This window comes from Streptomyces sp. NPDC059679 (genome assembly GCF_042734105.1).
Classification (GTDB): Bacteria; Actinomycetota; Actinomycetes; order Streptomycetales; family Streptomycetaceae; genus Streptomyces.
The window spans coordinates 1-17,690 of sequence record NZ_JBHWES010000039.1; the positions used below are offsets into that span (position 1 = coordinate 1).

Here is a 17,690-nt window from a genome sequence, read left to right on the forward strand (position 1 = left end):
GGGCGCGGTTGATCGATGTGGACTATGCCTCGCACGGTCCGCAGGTGGATGAGATCGCCGAGGACCTGGTCACGCTGCTCGGGGAGATCACACCGATCGGCACGGGGGTCGCGTTCTACTCGGCCATGACCGGCCACCGGGTGGAGACCGCCACGCTGGACGCGGCGTACTGGGTGGAGAATCTGCGCCGTCAGGTGCGGTTCGCCACCGCGATCGAGGCCGTGTTGGCCGACGGATACCGGGTGCTCGTCGAGGCCGGTCCGCACCCCGTACTCAGCGTGGGCATCCAGGAGACCGCTCAGGCGGGTGAGGTCGCGGTGGCCACCGTGCCGACCCTTCAGCGGGATCAGGGTGGTCCGGTCCAGCTGGCCCGGGCGCTGGCCCATGCCTTCGCGGCCGGGCTGCCGGTGGACTGGAGGGCCTGGCACGGCGTGGACACCACGACCGACACCCAGGCCCCGGCCGTCCTCGATCTGCCCACCTACCCCTTCCAGCGCCGCCACTACTGGATCGACCCCGCCACTCTCGGCGGCTCCGGTGACGCCCAGAGCCTCGGCCTCACCTCCGCCGACCACCCGCTGCTCGGCGCCGCCGTCCGGGTCGCCGACAGCGGGGAGGTCGTGCTCACGGGTCTGATCTCCACCGGCGGCCACTCCTGGCTGGCCGACCACGCCGTGGCCGGTTCGGTGTTCCTGCCCGGCACGGCGTTCGTCGACCTCGCCGTGCGCGCGGGGGACGAGGTCGGCTGCGACCGCGTCGAGGAGTTGGTCCTGGAAGCCCCCCTGATCCTCCCCGAGGAGGGGGCGCTGCAACTCCAGCTCGTCGTCTCCGCGCCGGACCAGGACGGCAGCCGCGCCTTCACCGTCCACGCGCGCGCCGACGGCCGCGCCAACGGCCACGACGACGCCGACCGGCCGTGGACCCGGCATGCGAGCGGCACCCTCACCACGGGCGCCCGGCCGGACGACTTCGACTTCACCCAGTGGCCGCCGGCCGACGCCGAGCCGCTGCCCCTGGACGGTCTCTACACCGGACTGGCCGAGGCGGGCTATGGCTACGGGCCCGCGTTCCGCGGTCTGAAGGCCGCCTGGCGCCGCGGGGACGAGGTGTTCGCCGAGGCCGCTCTGCCTGAGGAACTTCGGGAGGAGGCCGGGCGTTTCGGGCTGCACCCCGCCCTGCTGGACGCCGCGCTGCAAGCCGGTGGCATCGGCCAGGGCGGTACGCCCGACGGGCAGATGCTGCTCCCGTTCACCTGGAGCGGTGTGTCGCTGTACGCCACCGGGGCCGCCGCGCTGCGCGTCCGTATGGTGCCGAACGCGACGGCGGACGGCGTGTCGTTGAGCGTCGCGGACCCCTCGGGCCGCCAGGTCGCGTCCGCCGAGGCGGTGGTCTCCCGCCCGGTCTCCCTGGAGCAGCTGCGCCGCAGCGACGATGCCGGGCTCGACTCGCTGTACCGCGTCGAGTGGATCTCCGCCGAACCCAAGCCCGGTGTGCTCGCCGAAAGCGCCTGGGAGGTGGTGGGCGACGACGGCCTCGGCATCGCCGACGCGCTGGAACGGGCCGGACATTCCGTCCGTACCGCGCCGGACCTCGCGGAGGTGGCGCGCGCCGTCGACGACGGCACACCGCCCGCCGAGCTGGTGGTGCTGCCCTGTGCGCCCCTCGCCGGCGCGGTGACCCAAGCCGACCCCGGGCTCGCCGCCGCGGTCCACGACGAGACCGCGCGCCTTCTCGGGGTTGTCCAACACTGGCTCGCGGACGAGCGGTTCGCCGACTCCCGGCTGGCGGTGGTGACTCGCGGCGCCCAGTCGACCGGCGGCGACGAGGGGGTCACCGACCTGGTGCACTCCGCCCTGTGGGGCCTGGTGCGCTCCGCGCAGCTGGAGAACATCGACCGGCTCCTTCTCGTCGACCTGGAAGCCGCCGACCTGGAAGCCACCGACGAGAGCAACCCCACTGACCTGCTGCCCAGTGCCCTCGCCGTCGCGCTCGGATCGGGCGAGCCGCAGGTGGCGGTGCGCCACGGCGGGGTGGTCGTCCCGCGCCTGGCCCGTATCGGCCAGGACACCGACCCCACCCCGCCGGACCTGCCGGGCGACGTCCTGGACACCGGGGGCACCGTGCTGATCACCGGTGGCACCGGCACGATCGGCGGCATGCTCGCCCGCCACCTGATCACCACCCATGGCGTGCGCCATCTGCTGCTGACGAGCCGTCGGGGTGGCGACGCGCCCGGCGCGGCGGCGCTCCGCGACGAACTGGCCGCGCTGGGCGCCGAGGTCACGGTCGCCGCCTGCGACGCCGCCGACCGCGACGCGCTGGCGGAGCTGCTGGCGGGCATCCCCGCCGAACACCCGCTGACCGGTGTCGTGCACGCCGCCGGGGTGACCGACGACGGCACCATCCCGTCCCTCACGGCCGAGCAACTGCACAAGGTGCTGCGGCCCAAGGTGGACGCGGTGGTCAATCTGCACCAGCTGACCCGCGCGGCGGACCTCGCCACGTTCGTGCTGTTCTCCTCGACGGGCGGCGTGGCCGGTGTCGCGGGACAGGGCAACTACGCGGCGTCGAACGCCTTCCTCGACGCGCTCGCCCAGGACCGCCGGGCCGCCGGGCTCCCCGGTCAGGCGCTCTCCTGGGGCCACTGGGAGCAGAGCAGCGGCATCACCGGCGCCCTCGCCGAGCGCGATATCGCCAGGATGGAGCGCTCCGGTATCCGGGCGATGTCCTCCGACCAGGGCCTCGCCCTGTTCGACGCGGCCGTGCGGCGGCCCGAGAGCCTGCTGGTGCCCGTCCGCCTCGACGCGGCCGCGCTACGGGACCTCGCGGCCGCCAATGTGCTGCCCCGTATCCTCAGCGGCCTGGTACGGGGGGCACCGGTCCGCCGCGCCGCCGCGGGGCACCCCGTAGGCCGGGACGCGTGGGACGCCTCGTCGATGGCGGAGCGTCTGGCGGGCCTCTCGGCGGTCGAGCAGAGCCGTACGCTGCTGGAGCTGGTGCGCCGCAACGTGGCGGCCGTGCTCGGGATCGGTGACGTACTCGCGGTCGATCCGGCGCGGCCGTTCAAGGAGATCGGGTTCGACTCGCTGACCGCGGTCGAGCTGCGCAACCGGCTCAGCCAGGCCACCGATATCAAGCTGCCCTCCACGCTCATCTTCGACATCCCCACCCCGGCGCTGCTCGCCGAGCATCTGCGGGATCAGCTGGTCTCCGAGGGGCTGAGCGGGTCGGAGGCGCTGATTCAGGAACTGGACCGGCTGGAGGACCACGTCGATCTGCTCGCCGACGCCGAGGAGCGGGACGCCGTGACGGCCCGGCTCGAAGCGCTGCTGGCGCGGTGCCGCCAGCAGCCCGCGGCGGCGGAGGGCAACGGCGTCGCGGAACGGCTCCAGGCGGCCTCGGCCGATGAAGTGCTGCAATTCATTGACTCCCAGCTGGGAAGGGCCTGAAAGAGGACCGCCATGGCGAACCAGGAACAGCTGGTCGACTACCTCAAGCGAGTGGCGACCGATCTGCATGACACTCAGCAGCGCCTCCGCGAGGTGGAGGCCCGCGACCGCCAGCCGATCGCGATCGTCGCGATGGCCTGCCGGTTCCCCGGGGGGACGGACACCCCGGAGGCCCTGTGGGACCTGGTGTCCGAGGGGCGCGATGTGGTCTCCCCGATGCCGGACGACCGGGGCTGGGACCCCGGTCTGTTCAACGACTCGGGCGAGACCGGCACCAGCTATGTGCGCGAGGGCGGATTCGTCCAGGACATCGCGGACTTCGACGCCGACTTCTTCGACATCTCGCCGCGCGAGGCCCTGGCCATGGACCCGCAGCAGCGGCTGCTGCTGGAGACCGCGTGGGAGGCCATCGAGCGCGCCCGTATCGATGTGACGTCGCTGCGCGGTAGCAAGACCGGTGTGTTCGTCGGCGGCAGCACCGTCTACTACGCGGGCAGTGGCGCCGACGCGCCGCAGGACGTGGCCGGGTACATGGCCACCGGGCTGGCCGCGAGCTCGATGTCGGGCCGTATCTCGTACACCCTCGGCCTGGAGGGCCCCGCCTTCACGGTGGACACCGCCTGCTCCTCGTCCGGGGTGGCGCTGCATCTGGCGGTGCAGTCGCTGCGCAAGGGCGAGTCCTCGCTGGCGCTGGCCGGCGGGGTGTGTGTGATGGCGACGCCCGGCACCTTTCTGGAGTTCAGCAAGTTGAAGGGGCTCGCCGGCGACGGCCGGTGCAAGGCGTACGCGGCGGCGGCCGACGGCTTCGGCCCCGGCGAGGGCGTGGGTGTGCTGCTGGTGGAGCGGCTGGCGGACGCCGAACGCCTCGGGCATCCGGTGCTGGCCGTGATCCGCGGCTCCGCGATCAACCAGGACGGCGCCTCCAACGGTCTGACCGCGCCCCACGGCCCCGCCCAGGAGCGCGTCATCCGCGCCGCGCTGGCCGACGCCCAGCTGTCCGCCCGGGACATCGACGTGGTGGAGGGGCATGGCACCGGCACCTCGCTGGGCGACCCCATCGAGGCGCAGGCGCTGATCGCCGCCTACGGCAGGCGGCGCGCCGAGGGCAGCCCGCTGTGGCTGGGCTCGGTGAAGTCCAACATCGGGCACACCCAGGCCGCCGCCGGCATGGCCGGGGTGATCAAGATGGTGTACGCGCTCCAGCACGGCGTTCTGCCGCGCACCCTGCACGTGGACGAGCCCACCACCCAGGTGGACTGGTCCGAGGGCACGGTGAAGGTGCTGACCGAGGCGCTGCCGTGGCCCGAGACCGGCGGACCGCGCCGGGCCGGCGTGTCGTCGTTCGGCATGAGCGGCACCAACACGCACGTCATCCTCGAACAGGCCCCGCCGGCCGACGAGCCCGCCCCCACCGCCGAGTTGCCGGTGGTCCCCTGGCTGGTGTCCGGGCGTGGCGAGGCGGCGCTGCGCGCCCAGGCCGCCCGGCTGCGGGACTTCCTCGCCGAGCGGCCGGAGGCGAGCCCGACCCGTGTCGGTTTCGCCCTCGCCCATGCGCGCGCCGCGCAGTCGCACCGCGCCGCCGTGGTCGCCGCCGACCGCGACGCCCTTCTGGCCGGGCTGGCCTCGCTGGCCGAGGGCACCCCCTCAGGACAGGTGGTCACGGGCGTGCCGAGCCCCGGCGCGACGGTGTTCGTCTTCCCCGGCCAGGGCTCGCAGTGGGTCGGCATGGCCCTCGCCCTGGCCGACGCCTCCCCGGTGTTCGCCGAACACTTCCGCCGCTGCTCGGCGGCGGTGGAGCGGCACACCGACTACACCGTGGAGTCGGTGCTGCGGGGCGAGGCGGGCGCGCCCTCCCTGGAGCGGGTCGACGTCGTCCAGCCCGTGCTGTGGGTGGTCATGGTGGCCCTGGCCGAGCTGTGGCGTTCGTACGGGGTGGAGCCCGCGGCCGTGGTGGGCCACTCCCAGGGCGAGATCGCGGCGGCCTGCGTGGCGGGCGTGCTGTCGGTGGAGGACGCGGCCCGCGTCGTGGTGCTGCGCTCCCAGGCGCTGCCCGAGCTGTCCGGCCGCGGCGGTATGGCCTCCGTACCGCAGCCCGTACAGCAGGTCGAGAAACACCTGGAGCGCTGGGACGGCCGGCTGAGCGTGGCCGCCGTCAACGGCCCCTCCTCGACCGTGGTGTCCGGCGACGCCGACGCCCTGGAGGAAATGCTGGCGGGCTACGAGGCCGACGGGGTGCGCGCCCGGCGTGTCCCCGTGGACTACGCCTCGCACTGCGCCCACGTCGACGCGCTGAACGACCGGCTGGCCGAGGCGTTCGCGGACATCGAGCCGAAGGCGGGCTCCGTCCCGCTGTACTCGACCGTCACCGGGCGGCGCATCGACGGCACCGCCATGGACGCCACGTACTGGTTCACCAACCTCCGTCAGCAGGTGAAGTTCCAGCAGGCCACCGAGGCGCTGCTGGAGGACGGGCACAGCGCGTTCATCGAATGCAGCCCACATCCGGTCCTCGCCATCGGCACCCAGGAAACCATCGACGAAGCGGGCGTGGGCGCCACCGCGCTCGGCACCCTGCGCCGGGACGAGGGTGGCTGGGACCGCTTCCTCCTCGCGCTGGCCCAGGCCCATGTCCACGGTGTCGCGGTGGACTGGAGCCGGGTGTTCCCGGACGGGGTCAGCCCCGTCGACCTGCCGACCTACGCCTTCCAGCGCCGCCGTTACTGGCTGGACGCGGGCGGCGCCGGAGCCGGGGACCCCACCCGGCTCGGCCTCGCCCCGGCCGACCACCCGCTGCTGGGCGCCGTCACCGTACTCGCCGAGGGCGACGAGGTGGTGCTGACCGGCCGGCTCGGCCTGGACACCCATCCATGGCTGGCCGACCACGCGGTGGCCGGCGCGGTGCTGGTGCCCGGCGCCGTGTTCGTGGAGCTGGCCGTGCGGGCCGGGGACGAGGTGGGCTGCGACCGCGTCGAGGAAATGGTGCTGGCCAGCCCGCTGGTGCTCGCCGACGAGGGCGGCACCGACCTGCAACTGGTGGTGGGCGGGCCCGACGAGCACGGCCGCCGTCCCTTGAGTGCGTACGCCCGCCCGGCCGGGACCGACCAGCCGTGGGTGCGCCACGTCAGCGGCACACTGGTGTCCGGCGGCGGAGCCGCCGAGCCGTTCGACCTCGCCCAGTGGCCGCCGGAGGGCGCCCAGCCCGTGTCCGTGGACGGCTGCTACGACCAGCTCGCCGAGGGCGGCTACCGCTACGGCCCCGCCTTCCGCGGCCTGCGCGCCGTCTACCGGCGCGATACGGAGGTCTTCGCCGAGGTCGTCCTGGCGGAGGAGCAGCGCGGGCTCGCCGCCGCGTTCGGCATCCACCCCGCCCTGCTGGACGCCGCGCTGCACGCCAGCGGGCTGACCGCGGTACGCGGCGACACCGAGGGCCGGATGGCGCTGCCGTTCGCCTGGAACGGTGTGTCGCTGGCCGCCTCCGGCGCCGAGTTGCTGCGCGTCAGGCTCGCACCGGTCGGCGACGACGGCATGTCCGTCCACGCCACCGACGCCTCGGGACACCCGGTGATCTCGATCGAGGCCCTGGTGACCCGGCCCTTCACGGCCGGACAACTCCCCAGCGGTGGCGCCGAGGACACGCGCGACGCGCTGTTCCGCGTGTCGTACACACCACTGTCGGACCCCGAGCCGGGCGCAGGCACCGACGACTGGGCCGCGGTCGCCACCGGCACCTCGCTCAGCTGCTACGGGGTGCGCCGCTACGCCGACTTCGACGCGCTCGCCGCCGCGGTGGACGGCGGTCTGCCCGTCCCGCCGGTCATCGTGCTGCCCTGCGATCCGGCGCCGCACGACCCGGACCTCGCCGAGGCGGTGCGCCGCCGGCTGGGCGAGGTGCTGCACACCGTGCAGCGGTGGCTGGCCGACGACCGGTTCACCGGCGCCCGGCTGGCGGTGGTCACCCGTGGCGCGGTCGCCGCCACCGACGGCGAGGACGTCACCGACCTCGTACACGCCCCCGTGTGGGGTCTGATCCGCTCCGCGCAGTCCGAACACCCGGACCGGCTGGTCCTGATCGACACCGACGTACACGAACTGCCGCAGGCCGTCGCCGCCGCGGTGGCCGCGGGCGAGAAGCAGATCGTCGTACGGGACGGGACGGTACGCGCGTCCCGCCTGGTCCCCGCGGCGTCCGGCGGCGCCCTGACCCTCCCGGACACGCCCCACTGGCGGCTGGACATCACCGGCCCCGCCACCCTGGACAACCTGGACCTGGTGGCGGCGGACGAACCCCAGAAGCTCGCCCCCGGCCACATCCGCGTCCAGGTCCGCGCCGCGGGCATCAACTTCCGGGATGTGCTGATCGCGCTCGGCATGTACCCGGGCGAGGCGGTGTTCCGGGGCAGCGAGGGCGCGGGCGTGGTGCTCGACGTGGCCGAGGATGTGACATCGGTGGCCGTCGGCGACCGGGTGATGGGCATGTTCCAGGGGGCCTTCGGGGCCACCGCCGTGGCCGACGCCCGCTCCGTCGTGCCCATCCCGCCGGGCTGGACCGACGAGCAGGCGGCGGCCGTGCCCATCGCGTTCGTCACCGCCTGGTACGGGCTGGTGGACCTCGCCGGACTCAAGGCGGGCGAGTCGGTCCTCATCCACGCGGCAGCAGGCGGCGTCGGCATGGCCGCCGTGCAGATCGCCCGCCACCTGGGCGCCGAGGTGTACGCCACCGCCAGTCCTGGCAAGCACGCCGTACTGGAGGCGATGGGCATCGACGAGGCCCACCGCGCCTCCTCCCGCGACCTGGACTTCGAGACCGCCTTCCGCACCGCCACCGATGGCCGCGGCGTCGACGTCGTCCTCAACAGCCTCACCGGCGCGGCCACCGATGCCTCGCTGCGCCTGTTGACCGGGGACGGCCGGTTCGTGGAGCTGGGCCTGACCGACGTCCGCGGCCCCGAGCAACTGGCCGAGACCAGCCCCGGTGTCCACTACCGCGTCCTCGACCTGGGGGCGCCGGGAGAGGACGGCATCGGCCGCATGCTGACCGAAATCCTCGGCCAGTTCGAACGCGACGAGCTGGCCCACCCCCCGGTGCGCGCCTACGACATCCGCCGGGCGCGCGACGCCTTCCGACTCATCAGCCGGGCCGCCCACGTCGGGAAGATCGTGCTGACCCTGCCGCGCACCCTGGACCCGGACGGTACGGTCCTGGTCACCGGCGGCACCGGCACCCTGGGCGGCCTGGTCGCCCGCCACCTGGTCACCCGGCACGGCGTACGGCGGCTGCTGCTGACCAGCCGCCGGGGCCCGCAGGCCCCCGGCGCCACCGAGCTGCGCGACGAACTGGCCGCGCTGGGCGCCACCGCGACCATCGAAGTGTGCGACGTCGGCGACCGCGCACAGCTCGCCGAGGCGCTGGCCGGTGTCCCCGACGCCCATCCGCTGACCGGTGTGGTGCACTGCGCCGGCGTCCTCGACGACGGCATGGTCGACGCGCTGACCACCGAGCAACTGGCCCGGGTGCTGCGGCCGAAGGCCGACGCCGCGCTGTATCTGCACGAGCTCACCAAGGACGTCGACCTGGCGCTGTTCGTCCTGTTCTCCTCCGTCGTCGGGGTGTACGGCAACCCCTCGCAGGCCAACTACGCGGCCGCCAGCACCTTCCTGGACGCCCTGGCCCAGCACCGCCAGGCCAACGGGCTGCCCTGCCAGTCCCTGGCCTGGGGCATGTGGGAGGAGACCAGCACGCTCACCGGTGAGCTGGACGTCGGCACCCTGCAGCGCATCCGGCAGGCCGGTATGGAGCCGCTGCCCACCGAGCGGGCCCTGGCGCTGTTCGACCGCTCGCACGCCGCGGGTGACGCGCTGTTGGTCCCGATCCGGCAGTCCGGACAGGGCCCCGGCGGCGGCCCGGCCGCCGGCCGTACCAGGGCGCGGCGGGTGGCCGACAGCGGTGCGGCGAGTACGTCGGGGCCGTCGCTGGCGGAACGGCTCACCGCGCTGCCGGAGGCCGACCGCGAGGGCTATGTGCTGGAGGCGGTGTGCGCGCATATGGCGGCCGTCCTCGGCCACGGCTCGGCCGACGAGATCGCCCACGACCGTACGTTCAAGGAGCTGGGCTTCGACTCGCTGACCGCCGTCGAGCTGCGCAACCGGCTCTCGGCCGCGACCGGACTGCGGCTGCCCGCCACGCTCGTCTTCGACTTCGCCAACCCGCTGGCGCTCGCCCAGCATCTGCGCGAGCAGATCGCCCCGCCCACCGACCCCTTCGAGAGCCGGGTCCGCCAGGTGCTGGCCGCCATCCCGCTGCGGCGGCTGGAGGAGTCCGGTCTGCTGGAGACCCTGCTGCGGCTGGGTGAAGGCGCGGACGACGACACAGGTACGGACGACACGGTGTCCGAGCCGGCCCCGGCCCCGGCCGAAGACGGCGCCGAGAGCACCGACAGTGCCGATATCGCCTCGATGGACCTCGACGAACTGGTGGACATGGCCCTGCGCAACGGCGAGTCCTGACGTGCGCCGCCCGCTGTGCCGCCCCCTCGGAGGAATGTCATGACCGTGGCCGACGACAAGATCGTCGAAGCCCTGCGCGCCTCGCTCCAGGAGGCCGAGCGGCTGCGCAAGGAGAACCAGCAGCTGCGCGCGGCCCCCCGGGAACCGATCGCGATCGTCGGGATGGCCTGCCGCTACCCCGGTGGTGTCGAGTCCCCGGACGACCTGTGGACCCTGCTGGCCGAGGAGCGCGACGCCATCTGCCCCTTCCCCGACGACCGAGGGTGGGACCTGGACGGCATGTGCGGGCCTGACGCCCACCCGGCGGCGCGCAGCGCGGTGGCCGAGGGCGGATTCCTGGGCGGTGCCGCCGCGTTCGACCCGGCGCCCTTCGGGATCTCGGCGGGCGAGGCGTCGATGATGGATCCCCAGCAGCGGCTGCTGCTGGAGACCTCGTGGGAGGCGTTCGAACGGGCCGGGATCGACCCGCGGTCGGTCGCCGGCCGGCGCTACGGCGTGTTCATGGGCACCACCGGCCAGGACTACACCCCACATCTGAGGGATGTCCCCGACGACCTGCTCGGCCATATCGCCTCCGGCGGTTCGAGCGCCGTGCTCTCCGGCCGTATCGCCCTGACCTTCGGCCTCGAAGGGCCCACGGCCACCTTGGACACCGCGTGTTCCGGCTCCCTGGTGGCGCTGCACCTGGCCTGTCAGGCGCTGCGCGGCGGCGAGTGCGCCATGGCGCTGGCCGGCGGCGTCACCGTGATGTCCAGCCCGGACACCTTCATCGGATCGGCCCGGGGGATCGGGCTGCCCGTCGCCAGGCGCTGCCGCTCGTTCGCCGACGGGGCCGACGGGATCGCCTTCGCCGAGGGGGCGGGGGTGCTGCTCCTGGAGCGGCTGTCCGTCGCCCGCGCCCAGGGGCACCCGGTGTTCGCCGTCGTCCGTGGCAGCGCGATCGGCCAGGAAGGCGCCACCAACGGCGCGAGCGCGTCCAACGGGCCCGCCCAACGGCGGCTGATCAGAAAGGCGTTGGACGCCTCGGGTCTCGCGCCGCACGAGGTGGACGCGGTCGAGGGCCAGGGCACCGGTGGCCTGCTCAGCGACGCGGTCGAGGCACAGGCCCTGGCGGCCGTCTACGGCGAGGGCCGCCCCGCCGACCGGCCGCTGCTGCTGGGGGCGGTGAAGTCCAACCTCGGCCATACGCAGGGGGCCAGCGGTATCGCCGGGGTGATCAAGACGGTCCAGGCCATGCGCTACGGCATGGTGCCGCGCACCCTGCACACCGAGGCGCCCTCCCCGCATATCCCCTGGGACGAGGGCCGGATCCGGCTGGTCACCGACGCCACGCCGTGGCCCGGCACGGACCGGCCACGGCGGGCCGGGGTGTCCGCGTTCGGCTTCGGCGGTACGGACGCGCATGTGATCCTGGAACAGACACCGGCCGACGACCCCCCGGCGCCGGAGTCGGAAGTGGCGGCAGGGCCGGCGGGCGGCGGCGTGCTGCTCTGGCCGGTCTCCGGCTGCGACCCCGACGCGCTGCGCGCACAGGCGGCCCGGCTGCTGGACCACATCGAGCGGCGGCCCGGGCTCCGCCCGGCCGATCTCGGCCTGTCGCTGGCGACGTCCCGGGCCGCGCTGCGCCACCGCGCAGTGGTCGTCGGCGAGAGCCGCCGGGACCTGCTGGACGGCCTGCGGGTACTGGCCGACGCGACATCCGCGCCCCATGTCGTACACGGCGAACCGGTCCGCCGCCACCGCCTCGTCGTCCTGCTCACCGGCCACACCCTCGCTCCAGGCACCGGCAAGCAGCTGTACGACGCCTTCCCGGCGTTCGCCGCCGCCTTCGACACGGTCTGCGCGGCGCTCGACGCCCATCTGGGGTTCCCCGCCCGTGACGCGATGCTCACCGAGGCCGACACCGGCGCCGGCCCCGCCCCGGCCGCAGGTCTCGAATCGGCCAGGGCCTTCGCGGTCCAGGTGGCGCTGTTCCGCTTGCTGGAGTCGTGGGGGGTGCGGCCCGGGGTCGTACGCGGTCACGGGGTCGGCCGACTCGCCGAGGAGCACCTCAGCGGGCGGCTGGCACTGCCCGACGCCTGCGCGGCGCTGACCGGCCCGCATCCGCACGCCTGGGCGGAGACGCCACGGGAGATCGCCGACCGGGCCCGCACCTCGGCCAAGGAGGGCACCCTCCACCTCGAACTGGGCGGCCATGAGGTGGCCGAACTCCTCGACGGCACGGGGCCGCACGCCGTGGCCGCGCTGCGGCCCGGCGTGGCCGAGGCGACCGCCGTGGCCACCGCCCTCGCCCATCTGTACGCCCGTGGCACCGCGGTGAACTGGGCCGCGGTGTTCGCCGGAACCGACGCGCGGCGCGTCGACCTGCCCACGTACGCCTTTCAGCGCGGACGGTACTGGCAGGCCGCGTTCGACCCGATCCGGGTACCGTCCGACGGACGGTGACGGACGCGGCACACGGGGGTGCCGGAACCGGCGGGACCGGGACCGGCTGGACGGGGACCGGCTCGCGCGGCGAGCCGGTCCCCGACGTCACGCCCGCCGCCCCGGCCCCGCCGCCTCGGCGCCCAGCCTCACGGGCAGCCGGACGAGCTGCCGGGTGCCCGGCACCGGACGCCACGCCAACTCCTCCTCCGCAACAGCGAGTTCAAGCTGCGGAAAACGGCCGAAGAGCGTCCCCAGCGCGATCTCCGCCTCGTGATCGGCCAGCGTGGCCCCGAGGCAGTGGTGCGGCCCGCGCGAGTACGCCAGGTGTCGCCCGCCCTCGCCGTCGGGCCGGCGGGTGATGTCCAGCCGCTCGGGCTCCGGGAAATGCCGCGGATCGTGGTTGGCGGCGCCCTGTACGGGCAGCACCACATCGCCCTTGCCGATCGGTGTGTCCGCGACCCGGATCCCCTCCGTGGCGTACCGCGGTTTGCCGAACACCATCGGACTGCACCAGCGCAGCAGCTCCTGTACGGCCTCCGGCATCCGCTGCGGCTCGTTCGCGAGGAGCGCGAGCTGGCCGGGATGGGTGAGTAGCGCGAGGACGCCATTGCCGATCAGGCCGGCGGTCGTCTCGTGTGCGGCGACGATCAGGTGGAACGCCATGGTGACCACCTCCGTGTCCGAGAGCCGCTCGCCCTCCGCGCCCTGCGCCATGAGCCCGGTGATCAGGTCGTCCGCCGGTTCGGCGCGGCGCCGCCGAACCAGCTCCCGGAGATAGCCGCCGGACTCCGTGAGCATGTTCTTCAGCCGAAGGATGTCCGCGTAGTCATGGCTCCACTTCCGCCATCTCGCCCGGTCCTCGGCCGGTACGCCGAGCAGTTCGCAGACGACCGCGATCGGCAGCGGATCGGCGAAGTGTTCGACCAGGTCGACGGTCCCGGTCCCGTCCACGGCGTGGACCGGCAGCGCGTCGACCAGCTCGTCCGCCAGCGCCCGCACCCGGGGCAGCAGGGCGGGGACACGCGCCGAGAACGACCCCGCGACCAGCTCGCGCAGCCGTGTGTGATGTGGCGGATCGAGTTGGGTGATGGCGCGGGTGAGCAGGGGCAACAGCTCCTCGGACAGGCCCAGCCAGGTCAGCGACTCGGCGTGGCGGTTCGTGGTGGTGCCGGGCACCGACTGGGAGTTGCTGACGAAGCGCTCATCGGTGAGCACGGCGTGCACATCGTCGTAGCGGGTGACGATCCAGATGTTCCGGCCGTCCGCCAGGGAGCCCAGGGCGACGGGCGCCTCCTCCCTGATCCGCCCGAAGCCGTGGTACGGATCGGCGGTCAGCTCCGGGTCGTTGAGGGAGATCGGGCACCGGCCCGGTTTCTCTGGTGTCATCTTCGGGCCTTCCGTCGTCGGCCATGCCATCCCATGCCGTCCCATCCCATGCCATCCGGGACTGTGCGGAGGATCGCCGATCCGCCTAAAGCAGCCCTGTCGCTGCCACGTCGCGCGGCAAGGGCAGCTTTAGAGCGCTCGGCAAGGGTGACTGCTCGGGGTCCTGAAGCCAGGGAGGACACGGTGATCAACGAGCGCCCGCGCAAGCGGATCGCACTCGAACACAGCCGGCGCCTGAGCGCGGGCGATATCGACGCGCTCCTCGACCTGTACGCGGAGGACGCCACGTACGAGGACCCGGTCGGGGCCGGTGGCGGCAGTGGCCGCGAGGCGCTGCGCGCACACTTCGAGAGCGCCGTGGCCGGAAACGTCCAGGAGACCGTGGAGGACACGGTCGTCGGGCAGGACGGCACCCATGTGCTGTCCCGGATCACCGCGGTGATGGACTACCGGCCCCGTGGCCCGGTGTACGCCGGCCGCGGCTGGGTGCCACCGCCATCGGGTGCGGAGCCGGCCGGTCTGCGCTACCACTACGCGCTGCTGCTCCGCGTCGGCGAGTCCGGCCTCATCGAGGACATGCGGGCGTACTGGGGCCGGCCCGATATCGAGCTCTCGGTGGACGGCACACCGGAGTCGTTCCGCGGCCCCGACACCGTCACCCCCCGCGAGCTGGCCCTGAGGCAGTTGCCGGAGAAATACCTCGGGCGGCTGCTCAAGGGCGATATCGAGGGGACCGTCGCCATGTTCACGGAGGACATCGTCTTCGAGGACCCGGTGGGCGGTATGAAGCTGCACGGCAAGGACGCACTGCGCAAGCATGTGTTCCGCGGTTCCGAGAACAAGGTGCACGAGGTGCTCGGCCGGCCCGTCTCGTCGATGGACGGCCGGTTCGTGGTGATCCGGGGGGACGCCCGGGTGTTTGTACCGGCCGAGATGCGCATGCGCATGATCACCATCTGTGAGGTGAATGAGGACGGCCTCGGCGCGCATATCCGGGGGTTCTGGGGGCTCACGGACCTGACGATGGGGCTTTCCCCGAAAGACCCGCTTTAGCCGCCTCGGACACCCTCATGACGGGTGTCCGAGGCGAAAGGCGAATGTCCGCGCAGACGAGCCCGTTTTCCGAGAGGACTTGATGCCATGACCACACCGACACGCGCCGTTGTGCTGGGCGGCGGATGGGCCGGCATGCTGACCGCTCATGTGCTGGCCCGCCACGTCGAATCCGTGACCGTGGTGGAACGTGACATCCTGCCCGACGGGCCGCACCACCGTAAGGGACAGCCGCAGGCCCGCCACGTCCACGTCCTGTGGTCCAGTGGCGCGGGCATCGTGGAGAACCTGCTGCCGGGCACCGCCGAGCGGCTGCTGGCGGCCGGTGCGCGCCGGATCGGCTTCCAGCGCGACCTGGTGACCCTGACGGCGTGGGGCTGGCAGTACCGCTTCCCGGCCACCGCGTACGCGATGATGTGCACCCGCCCCCTGCTCGACTGGACGGTGCGCAGCGCGATCCTGGCCGACGGCCGGATCCAGGTCGAGCAGGGCACCGAGGCCGTCGACCTGGCCGGTGACCGCTCCCGGGTGACCGGGGTACGGGTGCGCGAAGTGGCCGGCGGCGGCGAGCCCAGGATGCTGGAGGCGGACCTGGTGGTGGACGCCACGGGGCGGGCCTCGCGGCTGGGCCGCTGGCTGGCGGCCCTGGGCCTGCCGGCCGTCGAGCAGGACGTGGTCGACGCCGGTATCGGCTACGCCACCCGCATGTTCAAGGCGCCCGAGGGCGCGGGCGACACCTTCCCCGCGGTCCAGGTGGCCGCCGACCCCCTCACCCGGCAGCCCGGCCGCTTCGGCGTGGTCTACCCCCAGGAGGGCGGCCGCTGGCTGGTCACGCTGACCAGTACGCGCGGCGCCCCGCTGCCCTCCCAGGAGGACGAGTTCCGTGGCTACGCCAAGGAGCTGCGGCACCCGATCGTCAGCGACCTGATGAGCGTCGCCGAGCCCATCAGCTCGATCTTCCAGTCGCATTCGGGAGCCAACCGCCGGCTGTACCCCGAGCGCATGCCGCAGTGGCCGGAGGGTCTGCTGATCCTCGGCGACTCGCTGGCGGCGTTCAACCCGGTGTACGGCCACGGCATGAGCTCGGCCGCCCGCGCCGCCGAGGCGCTGGACAAGGAGCTGGCGCGCGACGGCTTCGGCGAGGGCGGCACCCGGCGGCTCCAGCGGGCGCTGAGCGAGGTGGTCGACGATCCGTGGATCATGGCCGGGCTCAATGACATCCAGTACGTCAACTGCCGCAACCTCTCCCGCGATCCGCGGCTGACCGGCCCGGACACCGCGGAGCGGCTGAAATTCTCCGACTACGTCTCCAGCAAGTCGATCCGGTCGCCGAAGGTTTGCGAGGTCGCCACCGGCGTGCTGTCCCTGAACGCGCCGCAGAGGGCCCTGGGCGACCCCGGCTTCCTGTCGTTGCTGCACAGCGACACCAGCTACCCGGAGCTCGTCGAACCGCCGTTCCGCCCCGAAGAGCTGGAGACGGTCGGGCTCAAGCCCTCCGGCACCGCCGCCAAGGGCGTGTTCGACTGACCGGTCGTCCTCGACCCGCGACGTACTCCCGCCAGCCCGACACGACACCGAGAGAGGTGCGGCCATGGAGCCCAACGAAGAGTCCACCGAGTCCACCGAGTCCGCCCACGACGAACAGATGGCCGGGCGGCTCGCGTCCGCGACGCCCGAGGAGCGCGAGGACCTGCTGCGCGACCTGGTGCTCCGCCGGTCCCGCGAAATCCTCGAACGCCCCGAACTCGACGAGGACGGCAACTTCCTGGAGAACGGCCTGAGCTCGCTGAACGCCCTGCAACTGTCCAAGACCCTGATGGGCGACACCGGGGTCGAAGCCCCGCTCGTCGCCATCGTCGAGCACCCCACCCCCACCCTGCTCGGCAAGTACCTGGCCGAGGCATACGAGGCGGAAGCGGAGTAGGGCCTGACCGGGCCTCGCGCCCCGCCCGTCCGCCTGTCACATCCCAACTCCCGGGAGGCAAGGGATCCCCGTCATGAAGCTGTCCGTTCCCGTGGACCACGGGGTGACGTTGAACGTACGGCACCGGCCGGGTGGCGACGGCCGGCCGTTCCTGCTGCTTCACGGGCTGGGGTCCAACGCCCGGATGTGGGACGAGGCCGCCGACCGGCTCGCGGCCGCCGGCCACCCCGTCTACGCGCTCGACATGCGCGGACACGGCGAGTCCGACGTGGCGCCGGACGGTTACGACAACGAGACCGTCGTGGCCGATCTGGTGACGGTCTGCCGTGAGCTGGGCCTGACCGGGGCGCTGCTGGCCGGCCACTCCTGGGGCGGCAATATCGCGGTGCGGACCGCGGCCGAACACCCCGAACTGGCCGCGGGCCTCGCGCTGGTCGACGGTGGCTGGCTCAGCCTCGTCGACTCCGCGATCACCATCGAGAAGAGCGTGGAAACACTGCAGCGGTGGCACTCCCAGGTCACCGGGGCGACCGAGGAGACCATACGGGAACTCCAGTGGACGCTCCACCCGACCTGGTCCGAAGCCGCCATCGAGGCGATCATGGCCGACCTGGTGAAGGGGCCGGACGGGCGGCTCGCCCAGCGGCTGCCGCTGGAACACCAGGTGTCGATCTCGTACAGCATGTGGAACGACCCGCCCGCCCGCTGGTATCCGGGCATCACGGTGCCCGTCCTGCTGCTGATCGCCCTGCCCCCCTACTCCGCCCTGCGCGGCAGCTGGGCGCGGAAGTGGGTGGCGGAGGCCCAGGCGGCCATCCCGCAGGCGGACTCCCGCTCGTACGTCGACGCGGACCACAACCTCCACGCGGATCAGCCCGAGCGGGTGGCGAACGACCTGCTCGACCTGGCGCACACCGTGGACAAGCCGGCCCCGGAGCGGTCCTGAC

Annotated in this window: 8 protein-coding genes; 7 read left to right on the plus strand and 1 reads right to left on the minus strand. The window is 73.3% G+C overall.

Annotated features, from left to right (window positions below; all coding sequences use genetic code 11):
• The 3 genes from ACFV2X_RS33075 to ACFV2X_RS33085 all read left to right on the plus strand — a co-directional run.
• On the plus strand, window positions 1-3,449 hold a 3,449-nt coding region (locus ACFV2X_RS33075), incomplete at its 5' end, for an SDR family NAD(P)-dependent oxidoreductase (protein WP_385623655.1).
• 12 nt (window positions 3,450-3,461) lie between these two features.
• Complete coding sequence (locus ACFV2X_RS33080) at window positions 3,462-9,953, plus strand: SDR family NAD(P)-dependent oxidoreductase (protein ID WP_385623657.1); 6,492 nt, start codon at window positions 3,462-3,464, stop codon at window positions 9,951-9,953.
• Between the two features lie 39 nt (window positions 9,954-9,992).
• Window positions 9,993-12,398, plus strand: coding sequence for a type I polyketide synthase (locus tag ACFV2X_RS33085; protein WP_385623660.1), 2,406 nt, complete (start codon window positions 9,993-9,995; stop codon window positions 12,396-12,398).
• An 87-nt stretch (window positions 12,399-12,485) separates the two neighbouring features.
• Here ACFV2X_RS33085 and ACFV2X_RS33090 read toward each other — a convergent pair whose 3' ends face one another.
• A complete protein-coding gene (locus ACFV2X_RS33090; protein WP_385623662.1) occupies window positions 12,486-13,766 on the minus strand; it encodes a cytochrome P450 in 1,281 nt (426 codons plus the stop codon).
• 183 nt (window positions 13,767-13,949) lie between these two features.
• Here ACFV2X_RS33090 and ACFV2X_RS33095 point away from each other — a divergent pair, with 183 nt between their 5' ends.
• The 4 genes from ACFV2X_RS33095 (at window position 13,950) to ACFV2X_RS33110 (ending at window position 17,689) form a co-directional block, all read left to right on the plus strand.
• Entirely contained in the window at window positions 13,950-14,819 is an 870-nt protein-coding gene (locus tag ACFV2X_RS33095; protein WP_385623664.1) for a nuclear transport factor 2 family protein, read from the plus strand.
• Between the two features lie 87 nt (window positions 14,820-14,906).
• Window positions 14,907-16,346, plus strand: coding sequence for an NAD(P)/FAD-dependent oxidoreductase (locus ACFV2X_RS33100; RefSeq protein ID WP_385623667.1), 1,440 nt, complete (start codon window positions 14,907-14,909; stop codon window positions 16,344-16,346).
• 64 nt (window positions 16,347-16,410) lie between these two features.
• Window positions 16,411-16,743 (plus strand): acyl carrier protein, encoded by a 333-nt coding sequence (locus ACFV2X_RS33105; RefSeq protein ID WP_385623669.1) that lies wholly within the window; start codon window positions 16,411-16,413, stop codon window positions 16,741-16,743.
• 73 nt (window positions 16,744-16,816) lie between these two features.
• Window positions 16,817-17,689, plus strand: coding sequence for an alpha/beta fold hydrolase (locus tag ACFV2X_RS33110; protein WP_385623672.1), 873 nt, complete (start codon window positions 16,817-16,819; stop codon window positions 17,687-17,689).
• Window position 17,690: the final 1 nt, after the last annotated feature.

Bases quoted from the DNA above. Each gene is read 5' to 3' on its own strand.
- ACFV2X_RS33080 (WP_385623657.1), top strand. From the start codon at position 3,462: ATGGCGAACCAGGAACAGCTGGTCGACTACCTCAAGCGAGTGGCGACC.
- ACFV2X_RS33090 (WP_385623662.1), bottom strand. From the start codon at position 13,766: ATGACACCAGAGAAACCGGGCCGGTGCCCGATCTCCCTCAACGACCCG.
- ACFV2X_RS33100 (WP_385623667.1), top strand. From the start codon at position 14,907: ATGACCACACCGACACGCGCCGTTGTGCTGGGCGGCGGATGGGCCGGC.
- ACFV2X_RS33110 (WP_385623672.1), top strand. From the start codon at position 16,817: ATGAAGCTGTCCGTTCCCGTGGACCACGGGGTGACGTTGAACGTACGG.
- ACFV2X_RS33085 (WP_385623660.1), top strand. From the start codon at position 9,993: ATGACCGTGGCCGACGACAAGATCGTCGAAGCCCTGCGCGCCTCGCTC.
- ACFV2X_RS33105 (WP_385623669.1), top strand. From the start codon at position 16,411: ATGGAGCCCAACGAAGAGTCCACCGAGTCCACCGAGTCCGCCCACGAC.